This is a genomic window from Maribacter sp. (assembly GCF_039974175.1).
In the GTDB taxonomy this organism is placed as follows: domain Bacteria; phylum Bacteroidota; class Bacteroidia; order Flavobacteriales; family Flavobacteriaceae; genus Maribacter_C.
Genome location: NZ_JBDWJN010000008.1, coordinates 15,628 through 36,589, shown reverse-complemented (window position 1 = coordinate 36,589; position 20,962 = coordinate 15,628). Strand labels below are relative to the sequence as shown.

23 protein-coding genes are annotated in these 20,962 nt (G+C 39.2%); 11 read left to right on the top strand and 12 right to left on the bottom strand.

All coding sequences use genetic code 11. The annotated features are described in order from the left end of the window. Positions 1–23 precede the first annotated feature (23 nt). On the bottom strand, positions 24–902 hold the full coding sequence (locus tag ABJN95_RS06050; protein WP_348369281.1) for a pirin family protein: 879 nt from the start codon (positions 900–902) through the stop codon (positions 24–26). Between the two features lie 292 nt (positions 903–1,194). Further along, a complete protein-coding gene (locus ABJN95_RS06045) occupies positions 1,195–2,235 on the bottom strand; it encodes a serine hydrolase domain-containing protein (protein WP_348369279.1) in 1,041 nt (346 codons plus the stop codon). Positions 2,236–2,487: 252 nt separating this feature from the next. Between ABJN95_RS06045 and ABJN95_RS06040 the strand changes: the two genes are divergently transcribed. Further along, positions 2,488–3,537, top strand: a complete 1,050-nt coding sequence (locus ABJN95_RS06040; RefSeq protein WP_348369277.1) for a DUF6340 family protein — start codon at positions 2,488–2,490, stop codon at positions 3,535–3,537. Positions 3,538–3,725: 188 nt separating this feature from the next. Here ABJN95_RS06040 and ABJN95_RS06035 read toward each other — a convergent pair whose 3' ends face one another. After that, positions 3,726–4,283: an N-acetylmuramoyl-L-alanine amidase gene (locus ABJN95_RS06035; RefSeq protein ID WP_348369275.1), complete on the bottom strand. Its 558-nt coding sequence runs from the start codon at positions 4,281–4,283 to the stop codon at positions 3,726–3,728. A 142-nt stretch (positions 4,284–4,425) separates the two neighbouring features. Between ABJN95_RS06035 and ABJN95_RS06030 the strand changes: the two genes are divergently transcribed. After that, positions 4,426–4,836 carry a lipocalin family protein gene (locus ABJN95_RS06030; RefSeq protein ID WP_348369273.1) on the top strand — a complete coding sequence of 137 codons (411 nt, stop codon included), beginning with the start codon at positions 4,426–4,428 and terminating at the stop codon, positions 4,834–4,836. Positions 4,837–4,853: 17 nt separating this feature from the next. Here ABJN95_RS06030 and ABJN95_RS06025 read toward each other — a convergent pair whose 3' ends face one another. Continuing rightward, positions 4,854–5,270, bottom strand: a complete 417-nt coding sequence (locus tag ABJN95_RS06025) for a hypothetical protein (protein WP_348369271.1) — start codon at positions 5,268–5,270, stop codon at positions 4,854–4,856. A gap of 279 nt (positions 5,271–5,549) precedes the next feature. Continuing rightward, the gene (ggt, locus tag ABJN95_RS06020) at positions 5,550–7,244 is read right to left on the bottom strand and encodes a gamma-glutamyltransferase (RefSeq protein WP_348369269.1); all 1,695 of its coding nucleotides are present in this window, start codon (positions 7,242–7,244) and stop codon (positions 5,550–5,552) included. A gap of 246 nt (positions 7,245–7,490) precedes the next feature. On the opposite strand from ggt, the gene ABJN95_RS06015 reads away from it, so the two are divergent. Next, positions 7,491–8,102 carry a trimeric intracellular cation channel family protein gene (locus ABJN95_RS06015; protein ID WP_348369267.1) on the top strand — a complete coding sequence of 204 codons (612 nt, stop codon included), beginning with the start codon at positions 7,491–7,493 and terminating at the stop codon, positions 8,100–8,102. A gap of 27 nt (positions 8,103–8,129) precedes the next feature. Here the strand turns inward: ABJN95_RS06015 and ABJN95_RS06010 are convergent, their stop codons facing one another. Further along, entirely contained in the window at positions 8,130–8,849 is a 720-nt protein-coding gene (locus ABJN95_RS06010; RefSeq protein WP_348369266.1) for a peptidylprolyl isomerase, read from the bottom strand. On the opposite strand from ABJN95_RS06010, the gene ABJN95_RS06005 reads away from it, so the two are divergent. Next, positions 8,848–9,489: a CoA pyrophosphatase gene (locus ABJN95_RS06005; protein ID WP_348369264.1), complete on the top strand. Its 642-nt coding sequence runs from the start codon at positions 8,848–8,850 to the stop codon at positions 9,487–9,489. The genes ABJN95_RS06010 and ABJN95_RS06005 overlap by 2 nt on opposite strands. Before the next feature lie 50 nt (positions 9,490–9,539). Beyond that, positions 9,540–10,349, top strand: coding sequence for a lysophospholipid acyltransferase family protein (locus ABJN95_RS06000; RefSeq protein WP_348369262.1), 810 nt, complete (start codon positions 9,540–9,542; stop codon positions 10,347–10,349). On the opposite strand, the gene ABJN95_RS05995 is transcribed toward ABJN95_RS06000, so the two are convergent. The 6 genes from ABJN95_RS05995 to xerD all read right to left on the bottom strand — a co-directional run bounded on the left by ABJN95_RS05995 (position 10,346) and on the right by xerD (position 16,574). Continuing rightward, on the bottom strand, positions 10,346–11,002 hold the full coding sequence (locus ABJN95_RS05995; protein WP_348369260.1) for a hypothetical protein: 657 nt from the start codon (positions 11,000–11,002) through the stop codon (positions 10,346–10,348). The two genes, ABJN95_RS06000 and ABJN95_RS05995, sit on opposite strands and share 4 nt — an antisense overlap. A 4-nt stretch (positions 11,003–11,006) precedes the next feature. Continuing rightward, complete coding sequence (locus ABJN95_RS05990) at positions 11,007–11,501, bottom strand: RNA polymerase sigma factor (RefSeq protein WP_348369258.1); 495 nt, start codon at positions 11,499–11,501, stop codon at positions 11,007–11,009. A gap of 221 nt (positions 11,502–11,722) precedes the next feature. Continuing rightward, entirely contained in the window at positions 11,723–13,150 is a 1,428-nt protein-coding gene (locus ABJN95_RS05985) for an amidohydrolase (protein WP_348369256.1), read from the bottom strand. A 2-nt stretch (positions 13,151–13,152) separates the two neighbouring features. Further along, positions 13,153–13,482, bottom strand: coding sequence for a hypothetical protein (locus tag ABJN95_RS05980; protein ID WP_348369254.1), 330 nt, complete (start codon positions 13,480–13,482; stop codon positions 13,153–13,155). Positions 13,483–13,543: 61 nt separating this feature from the next. Then, on the bottom strand, positions 13,544–15,238 hold the full coding sequence (locus tag ABJN95_RS05975; protein WP_348369252.1) for an alpha-glucosidase: 1,695 nt from the start codon (positions 15,236–15,238) through the stop codon (positions 13,544–13,546). A 433-nt stretch (positions 15,239–15,671) separates the two neighbouring features. After that, on the bottom strand, positions 15,672–16,574 hold the full coding sequence (gene xerD / locus ABJN95_RS05970) for a site-specific tyrosine recombinase XerD (RefSeq protein WP_348369250.1): 903 nt from the start codon (positions 16,572–16,574) through the stop codon (positions 15,672–15,674). Positions 16,575–16,738: 164 nt separating this feature from the next. Between xerD and ABJN95_RS05965 the strand changes: the two genes are divergently transcribed. The 6 genes from ABJN95_RS05965 (at position 16,739) to ABJN95_RS05940 (ending at position 20,961) form a co-directional block, all read left to right on the top strand. Next, entirely contained in the window at positions 16,739–17,311 is a 573-nt protein-coding gene (locus ABJN95_RS05965) for a porin family protein (RefSeq protein ID WP_348369248.1), read from the top strand. Positions 17,312–17,363: 52 nt separating this feature from the next. After that, the gene (locus ABJN95_RS05960) at positions 17,364–17,951 is read left to right on the top strand and encodes a porin family protein (protein WP_348369246.1); all 588 of its coding nucleotides are present in this window, start codon (positions 17,364–17,366) and stop codon (positions 17,949–17,951) included. A 194-nt stretch (positions 17,952–18,145) separates the two neighbouring features. Then, positions 18,146–18,673: a hypothetical protein gene (locus tag ABJN95_RS05955; RefSeq protein WP_348369244.1), complete on the top strand. Its 528-nt coding sequence runs from the start codon at positions 18,146–18,148 to the stop codon at positions 18,671–18,673. Positions 18,674–18,762: 89 nt separating this feature from the next. Next, complete coding sequence (gene aroQ, locus ABJN95_RS05950; RefSeq protein WP_348369242.1) at positions 18,763–19,176, top strand: type II 3-dehydroquinate dehydratase; 414 nt, start codon at positions 18,763–18,765, stop codon at positions 19,174–19,176. A 73-nt stretch (positions 19,177–19,249) separates the two neighbouring features. Continuing rightward, complete coding sequence (locus ABJN95_RS05945; protein WP_348369240.1) at positions 19,250–19,708, top strand: DUF1569 domain-containing protein; 459 nt, start codon at positions 19,250–19,252, stop codon at positions 19,706–19,708. A gap of 83 nt (positions 19,709–19,791) precedes the next feature. Beyond that, positions 19,792–20,961, top strand: a complete 1,170-nt coding sequence (locus tag ABJN95_RS05940) for a PQQ-dependent sugar dehydrogenase (RefSeq protein ID WP_348369238.1) — start codon at positions 19,792–19,794, stop codon at positions 20,959–20,961. The last annotated feature ends 1 nt before the right edge of the window (position 20,962 follow it).

The following is a 20,962-nucleotide window of genomic DNA, read 5'->3' as shown; positions in this document are numbered from 1 at the left end:
CGCTTTAGGGTGTAATTAAGATACTATCCTTTTATAGTTGGAAAAGGTATATAGGTATCGTCACCCGGAACTTTAGGGAATCGCTTAGCCTCCCAATCATTTTTGGCCTGTCTCAATCGTTCCTTGCTATACGACACAAAGTTCCAGCTCAAGAAGCGCTCTTCTGGTAAGGGCTTGCCCCCAAAAAGCATGAGTTGTGTGTCATCTGATAGGCTTATTTCACAAGCATCATCTGTTTTGCTTATGAGCATTTGTCCTGCATTTATGGTTTCCCCATCATGCGAAATACTTCCCTTGACAATAACAAAGGCTACTTCGCCCTCTAGCTGGCCATGCAATTGTAGTGTTCTTTCTTCTGCTGCATACACGTCTACCATAAATAATGGCGAAAACCCTTGCAGTGGTGATTTTTTACCGAAGGCATTTCCAGCGGCCAGTTTGAATGAAATACCTTCCGATTGCCATACAGGTATTTCATCGGCGGTAAAATAATCGAATTGTGGTTCCATTTCTTCTAACTCCTTGGGTAGTGCAACCCAGATCTGATACCCGTGTATTAAGTGTGTTTTACCATCGCGCCGAAAAATGGGTGTGCGTTCTGTATGGGTAACCGCCTTCCCCGAGGTCATAAAACCAACGTCACCTGGGTATATTATTTGGTCACTACCTATGCTGTCTTTATGATGTATTTCTCCCTCGAAAAGATAGGTTAGGGTGCTTAGACCAATATGTGGATGCTGATCAACATCCATATATTGACCGGCAACTAAGTTAGTTGGCCCCATGTGATCGATAAAGGTAAATGGACCCACTTGTCTCTTTTTGCGAAATGGTAGCAAGCGTCCTACGATAAAATTACCAATATCTGATTGCCTTTCATTTACCAGAAGTTTGTTATTCATAGCTGTATAGCATTTGGGATTTCAACGCAGATTTATGATTAAAGATAGTGAAATATGGTTTCGAAAAATTTTGCTTCAACCCTCGAAAATGGAGTAAGGTAAATAGGTCAAACACAATTTTATGCCTTTTTCACTTCATTTATGACAAAATTGAATCGGATTTAAAGCCGTTGCAATCGAACTTAATCGCTGAAGGTTATACCAACTACTTCCATCTATGTAATCGGTTTATGCTGCTGGTCATGAGGGCTATTGCTGAGAAGCAACATCACCATGCTACACCAAGTACACTTTAATCAAACCAATTGAATTCTTCAAAAAGATCAAATGCTGCATTTACCTTAGCTCTAGATTTCCCCAGGGGTCGGTTAAATAAGCCTACATAAAGTAAATCTTTAGATGGAAAATAATAGTAGAAAGCATTAAAACCTCCTTGAGAGCCAGTATGATAAATCATATCAATGTTGAACTTTGAATCATTCTTTGGTGAAATAAACCAACCATAACCAAGTTTCGGGTCGTTAGTATCATTCCAGTTTTTGGGTTTGTAAATTGTTCTCGATTCCTGAATCAAAGCCTTGCTCAAGAATGTATGTTCTTGAAGTGCCTTTTCATATGTAGCCAAATCCTTGGTGGTACTCCAGACCCCACCATTACCAGCAGCTGCGAAGGTTGGAACTTCCCCATAATCACTTTCTATATACTTGCCGTTTTTGAATTCGTACCCATGTGCAACACCCTTTTCAGGATAAGATCCATCGGTAATCTTACTATTTTTCATGCCAGCGGGTTCAAATATGTTGCTAACAATAAACTTCTGCCATTTGTCATTGGTCAACTTTTCAATAATAAGTGCTAAGCCATTATAGGCAGGGTTTGAGTATTCAAATTTTTCTCCTGGCTCAAAGTGAAGTTTATGTACACGTTTTAAAGGTTCAAAATTTCCAGCGTCTTTCGCAGTCAAAAAGTACTCAAATTTTTCGTTTACCCGCCGTAAATCTGGTAAACCTGAACTGTGAGACAAAAGATGTTTTATTCTAATATCATCGATAATATGAGGGGAATCAAAATCATCGAAAAATTCAGTTATTTTGTTTTCTACAGATAGCTGTTGTCGTTCTTGTAAAATTAAGATACCATTAGAAACGAATGTTTTGGAAATCGATCCAGTGTTAAATAAGGTGCTCTCGGTGACCTTTTCATTGGTGTCGAGATTAGCAATTCCAAAATGCTGTTCATAAATTACCCGTTCTCCTTTTTTAATTAATATAGAACCGCCTGGTTCCGAATCTTTAAACGCTGTACTAAATAGATCATGGAGTTTGGATTCCATATCATTTTCAAGCGTTTGAGCGCATAGGTTTATACAACTAAGTATTAGTACTAAAATCAAATAATAATTCATCATGGTTTTAGAAACTGTTGATTGAACAGAAAGGTACGTTTTTTACTGGAGATGCCACCCTGTAGAAGTGCAGTATTAAAACCTTGCCCAAGACAATAATTTCATAAATTATCTGTTTGGTAATAAGCGCGTTAGCCAAAAAAGACGGGCTGACCCATTTTACATAAAAACCTACGTCCTATGAAAAGAGTAAACCAATTTTTTGCGTTAGTTAGCATTGGCCTATTATTGACTTCTTGTAGCGCTACCAACCAATTGACAATGAGCGCTGTTGAACCGGCTCCGGTGCATATTGCCTCTGATGTACAACACATCGGTATCATTAACCGAAGTCTTCCTGCCGAAGGCAATAGCGGTCTTGATACCATTGATAAAATATTATCGGCAGAGGGCAAGAATCTTGATAAGCATGGTGCTGAAGCAGCTTTGTCTTCTGTGAAGTCTGAATTGGAACGCTTGCAACGCTTTGATAAAGTGGCGATTCTTGAAGACATTCCTGAAGTTCGTAAAGGTTTGGGTGTATTGCCCTCGGCCTTGACTTGGGATCAGGTGGATAAAATTTGTGAAGAACATGATGTTGATGTTTTGTTTTCCCTAGCTTTTTACGATACCGATACCAAAGCTGCTGTGCAAGCAACAGAAATGGAACTTCCAAATTCGTTTGGGATAAAAACGAAAGTACCTGCGGTAGCGCTTACCCTTAGGACTAGGATTCAAAATGGCTGGAGAATTTATGACCCTGCTACGAAAGAGATTTTAGATGAGTATTCTTTCAACAACAACCTAGTTTCAAGTGGTCAAGGCATCAATCCAATGAAAGCCGTTAAAGCCATCATGAATCGTAAAGAAGAGGTGGTAGAAACTAGCAGTCATGTCGGTGATTACTATGCCAAACGTATTACACCACAGTCACGAAGGGTTACTCGAGATTACTTTGTAAAAGGAACTGATAAGTTCGAAATAGCCATGCGCAGGGCCCAAAGTGGTAAATGGGATAGTGCAGCAGAGCTTTGGAAAGAGGAGGTTTCGAACCCTGATGGAAAGATTGCTGGGCGTGCTTGTTACAACATGGCGATTATCAATGAAATCAATGGTGATTTAGACACAGCTTTAGATTGGGCCCAGCGCTCCTATGCTGATTACGATACGAAAGAAGCCTTGCGATATGTGAATATTCTAAAATATAGAATGGCTCAAAAAAGAGTATTGAAAAGACAATTAGCCAAATAGGTTGAGGTCAAATGATATATAAAACGCCGAGCAACCGCTTGGCGTTTTTTTTTATATTACTTACCTCCCACTTTTAAAGGTTAAGTTTATTCAACTACTGTTTTAACAGGCTGTATAAAGAAATCAGTGCAATACTAGTATCCTTGGCACCAGTTTAAGGAAGTAACGATGGTATGAATTCTCACAAGCTATAGTTGTTCTATTGCCCTTAAATATGCCTCCGCGAGTTGCTCTAAACCAAGCGTATACATTTGCTGTACGTCTTGTCTATTTGATCCAAAAAAAGGTTCTACGATGATTGCAGCAGCTTTCCCTGCAACTAAGGAACGATATCCCCTAGCTCCCTTTTTACGAACCTTCACACCTCTATCGGTCTTTCCAGTTCTGTCAAATAGAGTTACAAGCTCATTTTGTGTTTTTTGGGCAAATAACATCGATTTTCTGCTCCCACTGCTGAGCACTTCTGAACCCAATGCAGTGAATACTGCTGAATTAAAGTGTAGTTCAGTTGAAAAATCGGCATCCCAGGCATCAACTTCGGCATATACTTTTTGAATTTCTTTGTAATATGATTTTTGATATTCTCTATAAAATATAGCTATTTCAAAGGAATATGTTGAGGATTTGGCTAACATTAATTGTGCCAATTCAGAATTAAAATCGAATTCAGAACGACCAATGGGTGCTATAGATAGCGCTCCTTGTTTGATAGGATTATGTCCTACTATAACGGCTATTTTTTTCATAGGTTATGCATTTGTGGCAAGTGCTTGTGATGTGAGTTAAAGGTTGATTCCAGAGGGGGAATCCAATTAAATGGTGGTATATGAGAAGCAACCTAATACTGAAAATTGTATCTAAAAGATACGGATTTTTGGATGTTTAATTATGAAAGCAAAGCTTATATTTTTACTTGTTATTTTGACCTTTTGCACAAGTTGTAGTGATACCGATGACACTATACCTCAAGATCCTCTCGAAGGGGTATGGTATTTGAAAAATGTATATGGAGGAATTCAGGGTATCGATCTCGACTATGATGTTGGTGATGTAGTATGGAATTTTGCAATGGACCAAAGCACATTGCGAGTTGAAACGACATTCCTAACCACCGGCCCGAAAAGTATTTATAAAGGCTTAGATAGTGGAAAGTATACCGTGGGGTTTGACAAACAAGACACTATTCGTACGATACGGATTGAAGGTGTAAGATTTCAAGTTTTACAAATAGACCAATCCAACTTAGTACTTGATGATGGGCTGGCTGCCGATGGTTTTGTAAGAAGGTTCGTTAGATAATAAAAATTCAATTATCACTACTTCCAGTGCGTAGCTTTTTCTTTGTTGAAAAGCGTTTTTCGAAATTCAGAGGGCTTTTTATCATTTAGTAACGCTAGACTGCCCTTCTCTTTTATTAATGCCTGAAAATGCTTTTCTCGCTGCTGGTATTGTGTTTTGTTTGCATAGGTGGTAATCAACATGAGATGAAAAGGAGCTTCTGGTGTTGCTACGGTTTCAATTATTTCATACGATGCTATGTGGCCTCTTTGAACTGCCATTTCACGCAGTATTTTCCAGTTATTTTGATAGTAATATTCAGTTTCCGCAATATCGCCATTTAAGATTTCTACAAAATCAATGGTCGAAGTACGGTCAGATTGTTGTGCCTGAACTAGTAAACCGATAAAAAAGAGCGTAAAAAATAAGGAAACCCGTGCCATTCGAATGCGCATTTTGTTTAGAATTGGTATTAAAGCTAAACAAATGATCTAAAGAAAATAGATAAAGAAATGTTAACTATTTAGAGTTCATCTCTTTTCTCATTCTGGCGTATTCTTGTTTGCCTGCTTTGACCGTAAATATTGCCGCTATGGCATTTGCTCAATATTTACCGCTAGTTCATAACAATAGAGGTAGCAATGCTCTGCGGTCATAATTTGCAAGTTCTTCTATGCCTAAGACTATATTTTATGAGACCTAGTTGCTTCAGTTTTCTTGAGTTCGAAGCCTAATTAATACCCTACGGCACCACTATCAGGTTGAGAAGAATCTGAGGCTCCCGTAAAAATCTTTTTTTCCGAATCGTAGGTAATGCCCATTAAGGCGCCCATGTTGTTCCTTTCCTTTAAGATATGTCCTTTCGATTCAAGCGCTTTTCTAGTGTCGGGAGATAGTAGGTATTTTTCATATACTATTTGATCAGGAAGCCATTGATGATGAATTTTTAATGCTTCAATGGCTTTGTCTATTCGCATGTCAAATTCCAAAACGTTGAGCACCGTTTGAAAGACGGTATTAATAATGGTCCTGCCCCCTGGGCTGCCTATTACCAGGCAAGCTTTTCCATTTTTCCCCACAATGGTCGGCGTCATGCTTGAAAGCATCCTTTTTTCAGGTTCGACCAGATTTGGGGCAGTGCCAATTTGACCGTTACTTTTGGTAATGCCCGGCTGTGGATTAAAATCTCCCATTTCATTATTGAAAATAAAGCCCAATTCATTAGACCCCATTCTAGAACCATAGCTGTATTCTAAGGTATAGGTAAGTGATACTGCGTTTCCATTTTTATCCATTGTAGATAAATGTGTGGTACTTTCGCCGTCAAACAATCTTCCAAATTGTGTCGAATCACTCACCGATGCTTTGGTCATATCGATTTGTTGAAATCGTTTTTTTGCAAAGTCCTTTGAAGTTAACTTCTCTAGGGGCATGTTTAAATTGAAATCTGGGTCACCCAAATGCTCCGCCCGATCTGCAAAGGCCCTGCGCATGGCTTCAGCAACCAAGTGTAAATGCTCGGCAGAGTTGAATTCCAAAGTTTTTAAGTCGGCCAGCTCCATCAGGTTCATCATTTCTACCAGAGCTACTCCACCTGAACTTGGAGGTGGCATCGAATAAATATCAAAACCTTTGTAACTACCCTTAACGGGCTCGCGCTCAACGGCTTCGTACTTAGCCAAATCTTTTTTGGTAATAATTCCTCCGTTTTTTTTCATAAACGTGGCTATCTTTTTGGCAGTTTTACCTTTGTAAAATCCGTCATGACCGTGGTCTCGAATCCTGGTAAGAGTCTCGGCCAATTCGTTTTGCTTCCAGATTTCCCCTGGCTGAACTAGCTTCCCTTCTATATTTCTAAAATACCCATCCATAAAAGCATTTGTATTTCCCTCTTTGCTAAAATAATTGGCTGCATTAAATAGTGACCAATTGAAAACAAAACCTTTGCTTGCTTGATCTATAGCGGGTTGAACCAATTCTTTCCAAGGAAGGCTCCCATATTTTTGATGTGCAAGATATAGGCCCGCCACGGTTCCGGGCACTCCAATAGCTTTTGCGGTATTATGATTTATTCCATCGATGAGATTTCCCTCAGGGTCCAAATACATGTCATTGGTAGCCGCTAGCGGTGCTTTTTCGCGAAAGTCTATCGTCGTGGTCTTTCCTTCGGAATTCATAAAAACAATAAACCCCCCACCGCCAATATTACCAGCAGATGGATGTGTGACCGCCAAGGAAAATGCCGTCGCTATCGCCGCATCGATGGCATTACCTCCTTTTTTAAGAATCAAAGCCCCTATGGCTGATGAATTATTATCTGAGGAAACTACCATTCCATTTTTTGAATAGGTTTGGGCATGAAGTACGGTAGAAGCAGTTGTTAAGAGGGAAAGAAGAACTAGGGTAAGGTACTGTTTTAAAAGAATCATTGCCTTTGGTTTAGAGTTTATTTTCATGAGTAAGAACATAATCCAAGCAGGTCAAGATAGGCAATTATGATCTATTTTGGCATTTGCGATTCGTAAGGTTATAATCGGAAAGTTTCGGTAAGATAGAACAAGCTGCTAGGCTTCAGTTTTAAATTATTTTTTTTTAGTCACGGCAAGTAAAAAAACCAAAATTTAGAGCAAAGTCTTATGTCCAAAATGTATTTTTGGGCATATCAATCGCGACTTATGTTTTATCTGACCATTGATATTTTGGGTACCATTGCTTTTGCCATTTCAGGAGTACTAGTGGCTATGGAAAAGAAACTCGATATTTTCGGGGTTTTTATAATTGCCTTTGTCACGGCTATTGGAGGGGGAACTTTACGAGATATTCTTATTGGAAATACTCCAGTGGTTTGGATGCGTGATTACACTTATGTTTTGGTCGTACTCGCTGCTGTGGTATTCGCAGTACTTTTCGTAAATCAACTCAAATACCTTCGAAAAACACTTTTTCTATTTGATACTATAGGTATCGGTCTTTTTACTATGGTAGGCGTTGAGAAGGGCATTTCTGCAAACTTGTTGCCTATTATGTGTATTGCGTTAGGTACGATTACGGCGTGTTTCGGCGGTGTTATACGCGATATGCTCTGCAATGAAATACCGGTAATATTCAGAAAAGAGATTTATGCAACAGCTTGTATTCTAGGTGCTATAAGTTACTTCGGTTTTCGTGAACTACTGCAAAGCGCTGAATATGCGTTTGTAGGAGCCATACTGATTACGATTCTCATACGGTTGCTTGCCGTGAAATTTAATATAGCCTTGCCGAATATTTATAGGTCGTCAAGATAAAGACTCCGAACTATCTGAGTTTGGCTGCTACTGCAGCACTTCAGCTTTTTCTATGTAAACGTTTTGCTGTGGCCAATCGCCTTTACCTACCGCCACTTTGTTAATTTTATCAACTACGTCCATGCCTTGGATAACTTTACCAAAAGGTGTAAAACCACCGTCTAAATGATAAGAACCAGGTTTGGTCACCACAATAAAGAATTCATAAGGGGAGGCTAATTTATGCGGATTATTAATTTCACTACTCGGCATTGATATGGTACCACGATGATGTTTGTAGCCTTTCCTGGTATCGGGAGGCAATAGATACCTTCCGAGTTTTCTTCTTTTATCTGCTGTTTCATCGTCATCGGCATTACCTCCTTGAATTATAAAATCTTTTACGATGCGATGAAACTGCGTACCGTCAAAATAGCCTTCACGTGTTAGGTAAATGAAATTCGCTTTGTGATAGGGTACATTATCATAGAGTTGAACCGTAAAGCTCCCCATGCTTGTTGTTAATTTTACTTTGTTTTCCTTGAGTCCTTTTTGATAATCAAAGAAAAACTGAATGGAATTCTCTTCGTTAAGTTTAAATTCTTCTTCTAGTTCCCCTTCATTTGGTACAACTTCCACGGTTTGAGTAGTATCTTGAATAGCATCCGTTTGTGGTTCTTTGGATGTTTTCTTTTCGGTTTTATCTTTGCATCCCACTAAAAATAATAGTGTTATTATTGTACCGAAAGCGATTCTCTTGACTGACATGGATTACACTTTTTTTTCAAAACAAGTCTCAAAAATAAAAAATCTACCCTTACCTGGGCAATCGGCCCACTTTAAAATGGCTCCTGAAGTTCGAATTGAAGAGTTGCAGCGCCTAAATCCTGAGCGCAAAAACGCCAGGAAGGCTGGAGTCTTGGCCTTGTTCTATCCAAAGTATGAAAATGTTACACATTTGTTGTTGATTTTAAGAAAAACCTACAAGGGTGTACATTCGAATCAAATCGCATTTCCTGGAGGAAAACTAGAATTGCAAGATCATGACTTACAAGAAACCGCGCTTCGGGAAACAAATGAGGAGGTAGGAGTACCTATTGAACGGGTAGCCATTATAAGATCTTTGAGCAAGGTGTATATACCTCCAAGTAATTTTGAAGTGCAGCCCTTTGTGGGCCTTTACCAAGAACCACAACCTTTTGTATTACAGGAAGATGAAGTAGAATCGGTGGTTGAGGTTTCGCTTGCCGACTTTTTGAATGATGCCAATCTTTTTGAGCAAACCCTATCTACTTCCTATGCAAAAAATATAGCGGTTCCTGCCTTCAGATTAAATGGATATACCGTGTGGGGGGCCACTGCAATGATGCTTAGTGAGGTCAAAGAGTTGCTAAAACAGGTGTTATAAGTAGTAGATTTTGTACATTGCGTTTACTCAAAATCACCTCGCTACCAAATATGAGCTTATTTAAAGAAAATCCTTTTGGACATATTTTATTCTTAAAGAAATGGCTTATCCGAATTCTCGGCGTAATGACCCATCAACGTTATAAACGTTTTAATAAATTAGAAATTGAGGGCTCAGATGTCATTCGCAATTTACCTGATACCAATGTGCTTTTTGTGAGCAATCACCAGACCTATTTTGCCGATGTCGTTGCAATGTTCCATGTGTTTAACGCTAGTTTAAAGGGTAGAGATGATTCTATTAAAGGAATTGGTTATCTCTGGAACCCTAAATTGAATGTGTACTATATTGCCGCGGCGGAGACCATGAAAAAGAGTTTACTGACCAAAATTTTGGCGTATGCCGGATCTATTAGTGTGGAGCGCACTTGGCGTTCTGAGGGAAAAGACATTAATCGTCAGGTAAAAATGAGCGATATTTCAAATATTGGTAGGGCCTTGGAAGATGGTTGGGTAATTACATTTCCGCAAGGAACAACTACCCCATGGAAGCCCTTGCGCAAAGGAACTGCGCATATTATCAAAAAGTATAAGCCTATTGTAGTACCTGTTGTCATTGACGGATTTCGTCGTTCTTTTGACAAAAAAGGCCTTCGCGTTAAGAAAAAGGGAATTCTACAATCAATGGTCATCAAAGAACCACTGGATATTGATTATGAAGAGGAATCATTTGAATCGATTATTGAGAAGTTAGAGTACGCGATTGAGCAGCACCCATCCTTCTTAAAGGTTATTCCCAAAGAAGAATTATTGGCTTACGAAGAAGAGAACCAAGCTCGTAGGTATAGTGCAAAAAACTAGACTTCGAGTTTTTTGAGTTCTTTGTAGTTTTGGTTCAATTTACGCAAAAGAAAACCGTAGATAAGTCGATAAAACAGCCAAATAAAGCCCACCACCAATACCATACCAAGAACTACAATTACCGCGCCAAGTAACCAGAATTTTAATTCAGAACCCTCATCTTTAATAGTCTGAAAAAGCTTCATTACTTTTTCGTCATGCGTAAACATGTCGTAGATGGTATATAAGGTAATTAGAACGGCCATTATTAAATTAAACCCGACATAGTATTGAACAATTTTTCTTGTTCTAAGAATACTTTCCATTAGTGATTTTACATTGTCAACAACCGAAATTCCTCGATACGCTTTGTATAGAAAATAGATGAATACGGCAATTATTACGAATGAGAAGGTATTAGTTACTACGATAAACGTTTGGGTAACACCATTTTCCACACCGCCTAAATTTTCCTGATACGAATCAATAAAGAATGGAGCTGCATTTAATACAATCCAAAAAAGCAGTTCAATAATACTTATATAGAATATCCATTTTACGATAGAAGAAGACTTCTTCCATATCATGGTATAAATTTCTTTGTATGACAATTTTGGAAGATGCTCCTCCTTTTTTTGCCAATCTTTTTTCAATAATTCTAATTCGTCCATCATAATCCTAAGGATTCAATATGGTTCTTAACTTATTTTTAATGCGGTTCATCTTCACTCTGGCATTCACTTCGGTAATACCAAGGGTTTCAGAGATCTCACTATAGTCTTTGTCTTCTAGGTATAAAAAAACCAAGGCCTTATCTATGTCACCCAGCTGTTTTACGGCTTTGTACATCAATTTCAGTTGTTGTTCTTCAGTTTCGTCATATTCTTCGGCTTTTATTTTAAAAATAACCGATTCGTAATCTTGGGTTCGAATACGTCTTTTCGACTTACGATATAAGGTAATGGCAGTGTTCAGCGCAACGCGATACATCCACGTGCTGAATTTAGAATCGCCCCTAAACTTTGGGTATGCTTTCCATAACTGTATCGTAATTTCCTGAAACAGATCATTGTGTGAATCCCTATCATTGGTGTACAATGTACAGACCTTGTGAACAATGTTTTGGTTGTTCTCAAGTTCCGTCACAAATTGATGTTCCAGTTCTTTGTTCACGTAATAGGTTGGTAAGATGTTGTTACGTTAGTAGTGTGTTTTTTGGTTTTGTTACATGTAAATTCAAAAAAAATTGATCTTATAAAATTCATCTTTTGAAAGCGACTTTTCCCGAAAAGCCAATCTGTTGAGTTGGTGTTTCGGCCTTGGGTGTGGCTACCTTGCATATCAGTAGTACAAGAATTCTTTATTCAATGACTTTTTGTTAAGACCGCTATAACTTACTTTCTATAGTCCAAAGCTGGTGGTCGGTCACCCAGTAGTGGAACGTATTTAAAATCGGCACCACGGCGATCGAGAAACTCCTTTTTAGCTTTGGCCACCAGATCTTTGTTCTTAAATAAATCCATGGCAGTTAGCGTAAGTGTTTTAGCTGCTACCATCATTCCTTTTTTTCCGATGGTGGTTCCACCAGCTGCTACGGCCTGCCAACTATGAGCGGAAGTTCCCGGAACCCAGGTAGCCGTGCTAAAGCCAACTGTAGGCACCACAAAACTCACATCACCAACATCGGTAGAGCCATATGCCCGTGCGGTTTCTTTATAGGGTTGCACATTTTTTGCCGTGGCTAAGTCAGCGCCCTGCTGACCCAAGCTAATGGCAATTTTATCAGCAAAGGCTTTTTCTTCATTAGTATACGCAATTCCTCCCACCTTGGTCAAGTTATGGTGTACCACTTTTTGTAACGTAAGGTTTGGCAAAAGTTCGTGTACACCATTTACGATTTCAAAGTCCATGGTTGTACCTGTGCCCATGGCTGCGCCCTCAGCTGCCTTGACGATACGGTCAAATATATTTTTTACCACATCTCTACGGTTGTGGCGTGCATAGTAATAGACCTCTGCGAAATCGGGAACAACGTTAGGTGCTTTTCCACCATCCGTAATGACATAGTGAATGCGTGTTTCTTGTGGAATATGTTCACGCATTAGGTTGACCATATTGTTCATTGCCTCAACCCCATCTAAAGAAGAACGTCCTCTTTCAGGTGCACCCGCGGCATGCGACGAGACACCATAAAACCGAAACTTTGCAGAAATGTTTGATAAGGCTGCGGCAGCACTAGCTGCATTCTGCGAGCTTGGATGCCAGTGCAGTGCAACATCAACATCGTCGAAGAGTCCTTCGCGCGACATATAAACTTTTGCACCACCACCTTCTTCAGCGGGAGTACCGTAAAAACGTATTGTGCCTTTGATTTTGCTAGATACCATCCAATCCTTAACCGCAATAGCCGCCGCGGCAGAAGCGGTACCGAACAAATGATGTCCGCAGGCATGACCAGCTGCCTTTCCTGCTGATTTCTTTTCGGCCACTGCTTCTTGCGAAAGCCCAGGAAGCGCATCGTATTCACCCATTATGCCTATAATAGGGCTTCCACTCCCGTATTCTGCAGTGAAGGCCGTGGGTATGTTTGCAACCCCTGTATGAATGGTAAAACCGGCTTCAGCTAGGGTTTGTTGTAGAAGGGCCGCACTCTTTTCTTCCTGATAACCCATTTCGGCCAAACCCCATATGTTTTGGGCAATTGAACTATATTTTTCTTTTTGACTATCGAGTTTTTGAAGGACATCTTCGGCCTTCTTTTGAGCGTTTAAGGCTGTAAAAGAAAGGATACAGCACATTGAAATACAGTATAGTTTTTTCATGATCATACGAGTTTGTTGGTGGTTATTAGAGTAATAGTTTTTTTCAATGCTTTGGATAATTCTTGTTCGCGAACGGTACCAGCGCAGCATAATATTGCCTTGTTGATACTTCCTTGGGCAAAGTCATTCAGCAAGTACCACAAGTGGGGCATTACCTTGTTGCCTCTAGGTTCGATTTGTATATAAGCTTCCTTATTGCACCAATCAACATCATTGTTGCCCGTTGCTATATTTTCCGTAGCCTTTTCAACATCGTATAAAATTGTACAGGCTTTTCCTTGATGAATGGAAAAGAAAAGAAAGCGTACTCCGGCAAAAAGTATTTTTTGCAAAATAGAAGACCTTTAAAGTGATTTTAAAGATACTAAAATCAACTTGCTAATAGGTGAAGATTTAGTGCAACTTATAAATGCTTGCTTGATAAGGTTTTAGCTCAAATAGCTTGTCATTGGAAAGGGTTTCTACGTCATCGTTTGAAATTACCAATTCGGCTTTCTCAAATTTAATCTCTCCAATAGTTTTGACTACTTTTTCAATAGAAAAGCTCAGCAATACCAAATAACGTTCCGCTCCCAATATTCTGGAATAGGCATATACTTCCTCATCGGCCTGTAAAAGCAAGTGGTAGGAACCATAAACCAAAGCAGGATGGTCTTTACGAACCTCTACCATTCTTCTAAAGTAGTTTAACACAGAATCTTTATTGGCGTCTTGTGCAGCTACATTAATACCCTCGGTGTGGTTTGGATTAACTTTTAACCAGGGTTTTGTTTTAGAGAAACCAGCGTTTTCAGAAGTATCCCATTGCATTGGGGTGCGGGCATTGTCTCTACTGGCCTCTTTTTCATTTTCAATAAATGCCCCTAAATCGCCACCGTTTTGTTCTATGGTTTTATAGCGGTTTTTGGTATTGATATCTTGGTAATCGGAAATTGAATTGAATCTGACATTGGTCATCCCGATTTCTTCACCATAGTAGAAAAACGGGGTGCCGCGCATGCTCAATAAGAAGGTTTGTAGCATGGTTGCCGAGTTATACCAGTGCGTTTTAGAATCATTACCCCAACGACTTACAGTTCTCGGAAAATCGTGATTGTTGAGAAACATACTTCCCCACCCTTTTTCTGCAAAAACGGCATCCCAGTCAGAATGTATTTTTTTGAACTCTGAAAGTTTCCAAGGTTCCTTGGCCATTATAAATGTTTCCCCTTGTTCGCGATCTAAACCCATAAGGTCAAAATGGAAAAACATATTAAGCTCATTTCGGTCTTCATCTACAAAATCTAAAGCACGGTCAATGCCAATGCCGGGGGCTTCTCCGACCGTCATTACATCATATTTGCTGAGCACAGCAGTATTCATTTCCTGTAAATAGTCATGCAGTTTCGGACCATTGGCATAAAACGGTATGAACTCACCCTTGTACGATTCTGGTAGTTCGGGGAAATCAGTATCCTTAGAAATAAATGAAATCACATCCATACGGAAACCATCGATGCCTTTATCAAACCAGAATTGCATCAAATCGTATATCTCTTGACGTACTTTTGGATTTTCCCATTTGAGATCAGGTTGTTTTACTGAAAAGCAGTGTAGGTAATAGGCATCGGTGGCTTCGTCATATTTCCAGGCATTGCTTTCTACATCGAAAAAACTCCATCTTTTTGGTGGAGTTCCCTTTTCCGCTGGCCACCAATGGTAATAGTCACGATAGGGGTTATCTCTAGATTTTTTTGATTCTTGAAACCACGCATGCTCATCACTACTATGGTTTACCACAAGGTCCATAACCAATTTCAAGCCTCTTTCTTTCATGCAGGCCAAAAGTTCATCGAAATCGGCCATGGTGCCAAAGGCTTCCATGATATTGCGATAATCACTGATATCATAACCATTATCGTCATTGGGGGATTCGTAAACGGGGTTTAACCAAATAATGTCGACCCCTAAGCCTTTTATATAATCCAAACGACTTATAATACCCTGAATATCACCTACTCCATTGCCTGAGGTATCCTGAAAACTACGCGGATAAATTTGGTAGACAACACCTTCTTTCCACCATTGCCGATTCAGTTCTTTTTGCATATCAAAATTCTATAAAGCACTAAATATATCATTTAACACTAATAATCTTGTGGGAAAAAAAAAGGAAATTGTACTACAACGTTTGAGGTTAAGAACTTTTCGATGAAATATATCAAAAGCCTTATGCGTAAGGGTATTTTGTCTCAAAAAATAGGTCTTCGTACTATTAGTTTAGCTAAGACTGTAATACAGTTTCCTATAGCATGATATTGTCTTTAATTCTTGAGGCAAGTTGCCTATTGGAACAAGCATTAGGTTATATTCAGCATTCTTTTTTCTAGGGCACATAAGGTTAATAGCAAGAGGTCAAGTGCCTAGTGCAAAAGCTGCACTATAACCATTGGCATAGTGCCGGTACGATGGTAACTGAAGTGGCCTGAATATCAGTACCGGTCTCTTTTCTAGCGTGTAAAGTAGCCTGGCTAAATATGTCTTAATGGGTCTTTCTGGGATGAAATCTGTTCATCACATCGGCCAAATGTGTGCGGTCTACGTGCATATAGACCTCGGTAGTGGTGATACTTTCATGGCCTAACATTTGTTGAATAGCCCGAAGGTCGGCCCCGTTCTCCAACAAATGTGTAGCAAAGGAATGGCGAAAAGTATGCGGACTGATATTTTTGTTCAGGCCTATTTTTTCAGCTAGGCGTTTTATTATTGTAAAGACCATAGCCCGGGTCAACTGTTTGCCTCTTCGGTTTAAAAAGAGAATGTCATCAAAGCCTTTTTGAATCGTCTGGTGTACTCTGATTTCCTTTCTGTAAATACTGATGTATTTCTTATTGATATCACTAATGGGAACAAACCGCTGCTTGTCACCTTTGCCCGTAACCTTAATAAAGTCTTCTTCAAAATACAGGTCTGAGATTTGAAGGTTAACTAGTTCAGAAACGCGCAAGCCGCATCCGTAAAGCGTCTCGAGCATCGCCCTATTGCGCTCACCTTCAGGTTTAGATAGGTCAATCGCTTGAATAAGTGCATTTATTTCTTTTTCGGAGAGTGTGTCTGGCAGCTTACGACCTACTTTGGGAGATTCGATTAAATCCATCGGATTGTCACTTCTGTAGTCTTCAAAAACCAAATAGTTGAAGAAGCTTTTAAGTCCTGATATAATTCGTGCCTGGGATCTCGGGTTCACGGTTTTTGCAATCTCATAGATGAATTGTTGCACGGCCTCTTTTTGAATTTGAATCGGGTTTGCCAATATCGAATTGCGTTCTAAAAAGAGTACTAATTTTTCGACATCGAGTAAATAGTTTGAAATGGAATTATTTGCCAAGCCCCTTTCGATTTTGAGGTAGTGCTCATAGTCTTTTTGGGCAAGTTTCCAATTCATTGTTTAAAGATACACAATCCGCTATTTTATGGGAACAAAGTACAGAAACAACTTGCTCTTTAAAGCCCTTGGAACTTGATTTTTTCGTTGAAATACCAATTTGGTACGTATCTTGATTGTTAAAGTTTTTTATCTTTGAATACAAACACTATAACATTACTATTATGAAAAAAGTACTTTTTACGATTATCCTGTCATTTCTTCTGGTTTCAGGACTTCAAGCGCAAGGCGATTTTAAATTTGGTGCAACAGGTGGCTTGATAACTTCGCGTATCAATAATGAATTGTCTCCTTTGGGAATCAATTTGGCAGACTTCACTGCCGCAAGCGGTACGGGCTTCTATATAGGAGCTATAGCCAATTTGGGAATTTCTGAGAAGATTGGGGTTCAACCTGAATTCATCTACGCTAAAGCCGGAGATTTGGAATACATACAACTACCGATAATGGTCAAGTATTACATCATTGACAAATTGTATGCTCAGGCCGGTCCACAATTTAGCATTTCGACCAATGCTAGTAAAGTCAAAGATATTTTAGAATTAATTGATGCTGAAGATGCAGTGAAAAGTCTTGGTATTGATATTGGTTTTGGGGCTGGTTACGACATTTTGGATAATCTCGCGGTTCAGGCAAGGTTTTCTACAGAACTAACAAATCGCTATGACGGTCCTGGTAACTCTATCAATAGGCTGAAGGCTAATAATTTCATCCTCGGAGTTGCATATTTTTTTTAAAATAAAGCCATAATTCCGTTTTGATCCGTATATTCTTAAAACCCAATATGCTATGAGAAAAATTTTACTACTTATCGGAATTTTGTTTTTTAGTTTACAAACGGGCCTTGCCCAAGTTATTCAAGGTACTAGCAATACTTCCGGCAGTGGTGCAAGTGGAGATATGATGTTTGGGGTAAAAGCTGGATTTGGGTTTTCAACCTTCTTGGAGCGCGATTTTGTAGATATTTCTCCTAAACCTGGTTTTTATGTTGGCGGAGTAGCAGAAATACCTGCGTTTTTCGATGGTTTTTATTTGCAACCCGAACTTTTGATTCAACTTCAGGGTGCAGATATTGGGGTAGAAAACTTAAATCTGCTATACCTGCATGTTCCTATTATGGGAAAGTATCATATCACCGATGCCATTGCGGTTGAATTTGGACCTCAAGTAGGATTTTTAATCGCTGATAATTGGGATGAGGATGTATCGTTAATCGACACAAAAAAGGTAAACATCGGGCTAAATGTTGGTGGGGGATATCGTTTAGACGAAAACTTCTACTTCAATTTAAGAATAAGCCCAGGATTAACTAGAGTCATCGATGCAACAAATACCAAAAATTTTGCTTTTCAGATAGGTGCCAATTATTTCTTTTAAGTCTGATTAGTAGAAAACAATAGAGATAGCCGCTTTATTAGCGGCTATTTTTTGCACTTATCCTGACGATTTTAAACTTGAAACCTACAGTATCTTGGTTTTTAAAGACGGTTTGACTCATTTGACAACAAAAATTGGTAGGTAGGAGGTAATGCCGCTAGCTTTGTTGGTATTCAACCAAACCTAATAAACCAATGAAAAAAGGCATCCTTACTTTAGTATTGATTTTTACTGCATTTGCATTGCAGGCACAACGAAACGTAGATCGCACCAATTTTAGAGCTGGTCTAAACGGCGGTCTGGTTCTTGGCGATTTCTCGGAATCATATAGTTTTGGATTAGGAGTAGATGTCTATCATCATTGGGGTGTTTCTAAAGTCCTTGATATAGGTGTCACAACTGGATTTTTCAATGCTTTTGGAGAAGATCAAACCACAACTGCAAACGGCCAAACTGTTCAAACAGAATTTGGTAACTGGCAATACCTTCCAGTTGGAGCTTCGCTCAGAATATACCCTGGCAAGAATGTAGGCTTTAAATTTGGTGGAGATATTGGTTATGCAGTAGGTATCAATGACGGCAATGAGGGCGCATGGTATTATAGACCTTCCATGGGCATTGATTTGGGTGGTGGCACTTCTGAATTAAACATCTCTTATTTGGCCGTTAATGATGATGTCGCCTTCTCCACAGTACTTTTAGGATATCTGTTTCTTTTTTAACGAGTCAAGGGGTTTTATGATTTTTATGACAGCCAGAAATGAAATCATTTCATTTTTTCTGGAGGCATAATTATTAGTACTTTTAAACCATGAAGATTCTTATACTCAACGGGCCCAATTTGAACCTATTGGGAAAACGTGAACCAGAGGTTTATGGAGACCAAACTTTTGAAGATTATTTTAAGGTATTGCAATCCAAATTCAGTGATGTTCAACTTGAATACTACCAGTCTAATATCGAAGGAGAAATTATTGGTAAAATTCAAGAAGTAGGTTTTTCCTATGATGGAATTGTCTTAAATGCTGCTTCGTATACCCACACTTCTGTGGGAATTGGTGACGCGGTAAAGGCTATTGAAACTCCTGTTGTGGAGGTGCATATTTCCAACACACACAAGCGTGAGGATTTTCGTCATGTTTCCTACATTTCATCGAGTGCCAAGGGTGTAATTTTAGGTTTTGGCCTACAGAGTTACGATTTGGCTCTTGAGAGTTTTATGTAAATTTTCTATGCTTTCATTGGTGCTTTTCTGAAGATTTAATTTTATATATTTATAGAAATGAAATAGCAGCATCATGAACTGGAAAAATCTATTCAACGAGCAAGAATCTCAGCAAGCGATTTCTAGAATTAACGCATTGACTTCTGAAACCCAACCACAGTGGGGGAAGATGAGCGTAGCGCAAATGCTAGCGCATTGCAATGTTGCCTATGAACTTGTTTATACCGATAAGCATCCTAAACCAAAGGGCTTTCAAAAATTTATGATCAAACTTTTCGCTAAAAATGTTGTTGTAGGACCAAAACCATACAAAAAAAATTCACGTACGGCTCCAATGTTTTTGATTACCGACCAAAGGGAATTCGAAACGGAAAAGAAAAGACTTATCGAACATGTGCAGAAAACACAGCAGTTGGGCCCATCGCATTTTGATGGCAAAGAATCACATGCATTTGGTGCCTTATCAGAAAATGAGTGGAATACCTTGTTTTCTAAGCATTTAGATCATCATCTGTCGCAGTTTGGGGTCTAGATTTTAGCGTATATAGTATATAGCAATTGGTATCGGCATCTTCAAACGTTCGTTTTAGCGTATATATGCTTAAACCCCACGCTATGAATAGAATTTTCAAAATTAGCTTTGTCTTTTTGGTAGCCATATTGTCGGCTTGCAACAACTCAGATGATAACAGATCTCCGGATCCAATTCCTCAAAATACGATTGCATTACAAAATGCATTTCCCAATTTAAGATTTGCAAAACCGCTCGATTTACAGAGTCCCTCAGACGGTACCGATAGAGTATTTGTAGTAGAGCAGGGCGGAACCATCAAAGTTTTTCCAAACACTGAAACAGTTTCTGAAAGCACAACTTTTCTAGACATCAGCAATGATCTTATCAGTAGAGATGAGTTGGGTTTGTTAGGGTTGGCATTTCACCCAAATTTTGGTTCAAACGGACTTTTTTACCTTGCCTATACCCCTTCTGCTGATCTTTTGGTAGTATCTAGCTTTCAAGTATCGGATTCAGATTCGAATATGGCAAACTCGAGTAGTGAAACTATCCTTCTCCAGATTCCGCAACCTTTTGCAAATCATAACGGCGGACAATTGGCTTTTGGCTCTGATGGTTATTTGTATATAGCATCTGGTGATGGAGGTTCTGGCGGTGATCCTCAGGGAAATGCTCAAAATTTGACCAATCTATTGGGCAAGATCTTACGCATAGATGTTGATCTTAACGAAAATGGATTAGCGTATGCTATTCCATTAGATAATCCATTTCTAGGTAATACGGCTGCGCGAGATGAAATTTATGCCTACGGGCTGCGTAACCCATGGCGCTTTAGCTTTGATGTACAAACTAATTTCTTATGGGCGGCAGATGTTGGCCAAAATGCGATAGAAGAAATAAATGTCATCGAAAGTGGCGCAAATTATGGTTGGAATACTTTAGAAGGTACCCAGTGCTTTAATTCGTCAAGCTGCGATACCAGTGGTTTTGAAGCTCCAGTTTTTGAGTACGACCAAAGCGCTAATGATAGGTCAATTACTGGTGGTTATGTCTATAGGGGCCAGGCTATAGCTCCACTTCAAGGGTTATATATGTATGCCGATTTCATTTCTGGGAGAGTATGGGCACTCAGTACGAATTTGGGAGGTAGCCTTACCAACCAATTAGTAGTTGAATCAAGACTACCCATTTCCTCATTCGGTACCGATGCCAATAATGAGTTATATATATGTGCCTTTGATGGGGCTATTTATAAGTTTGTAGAAAATTAGT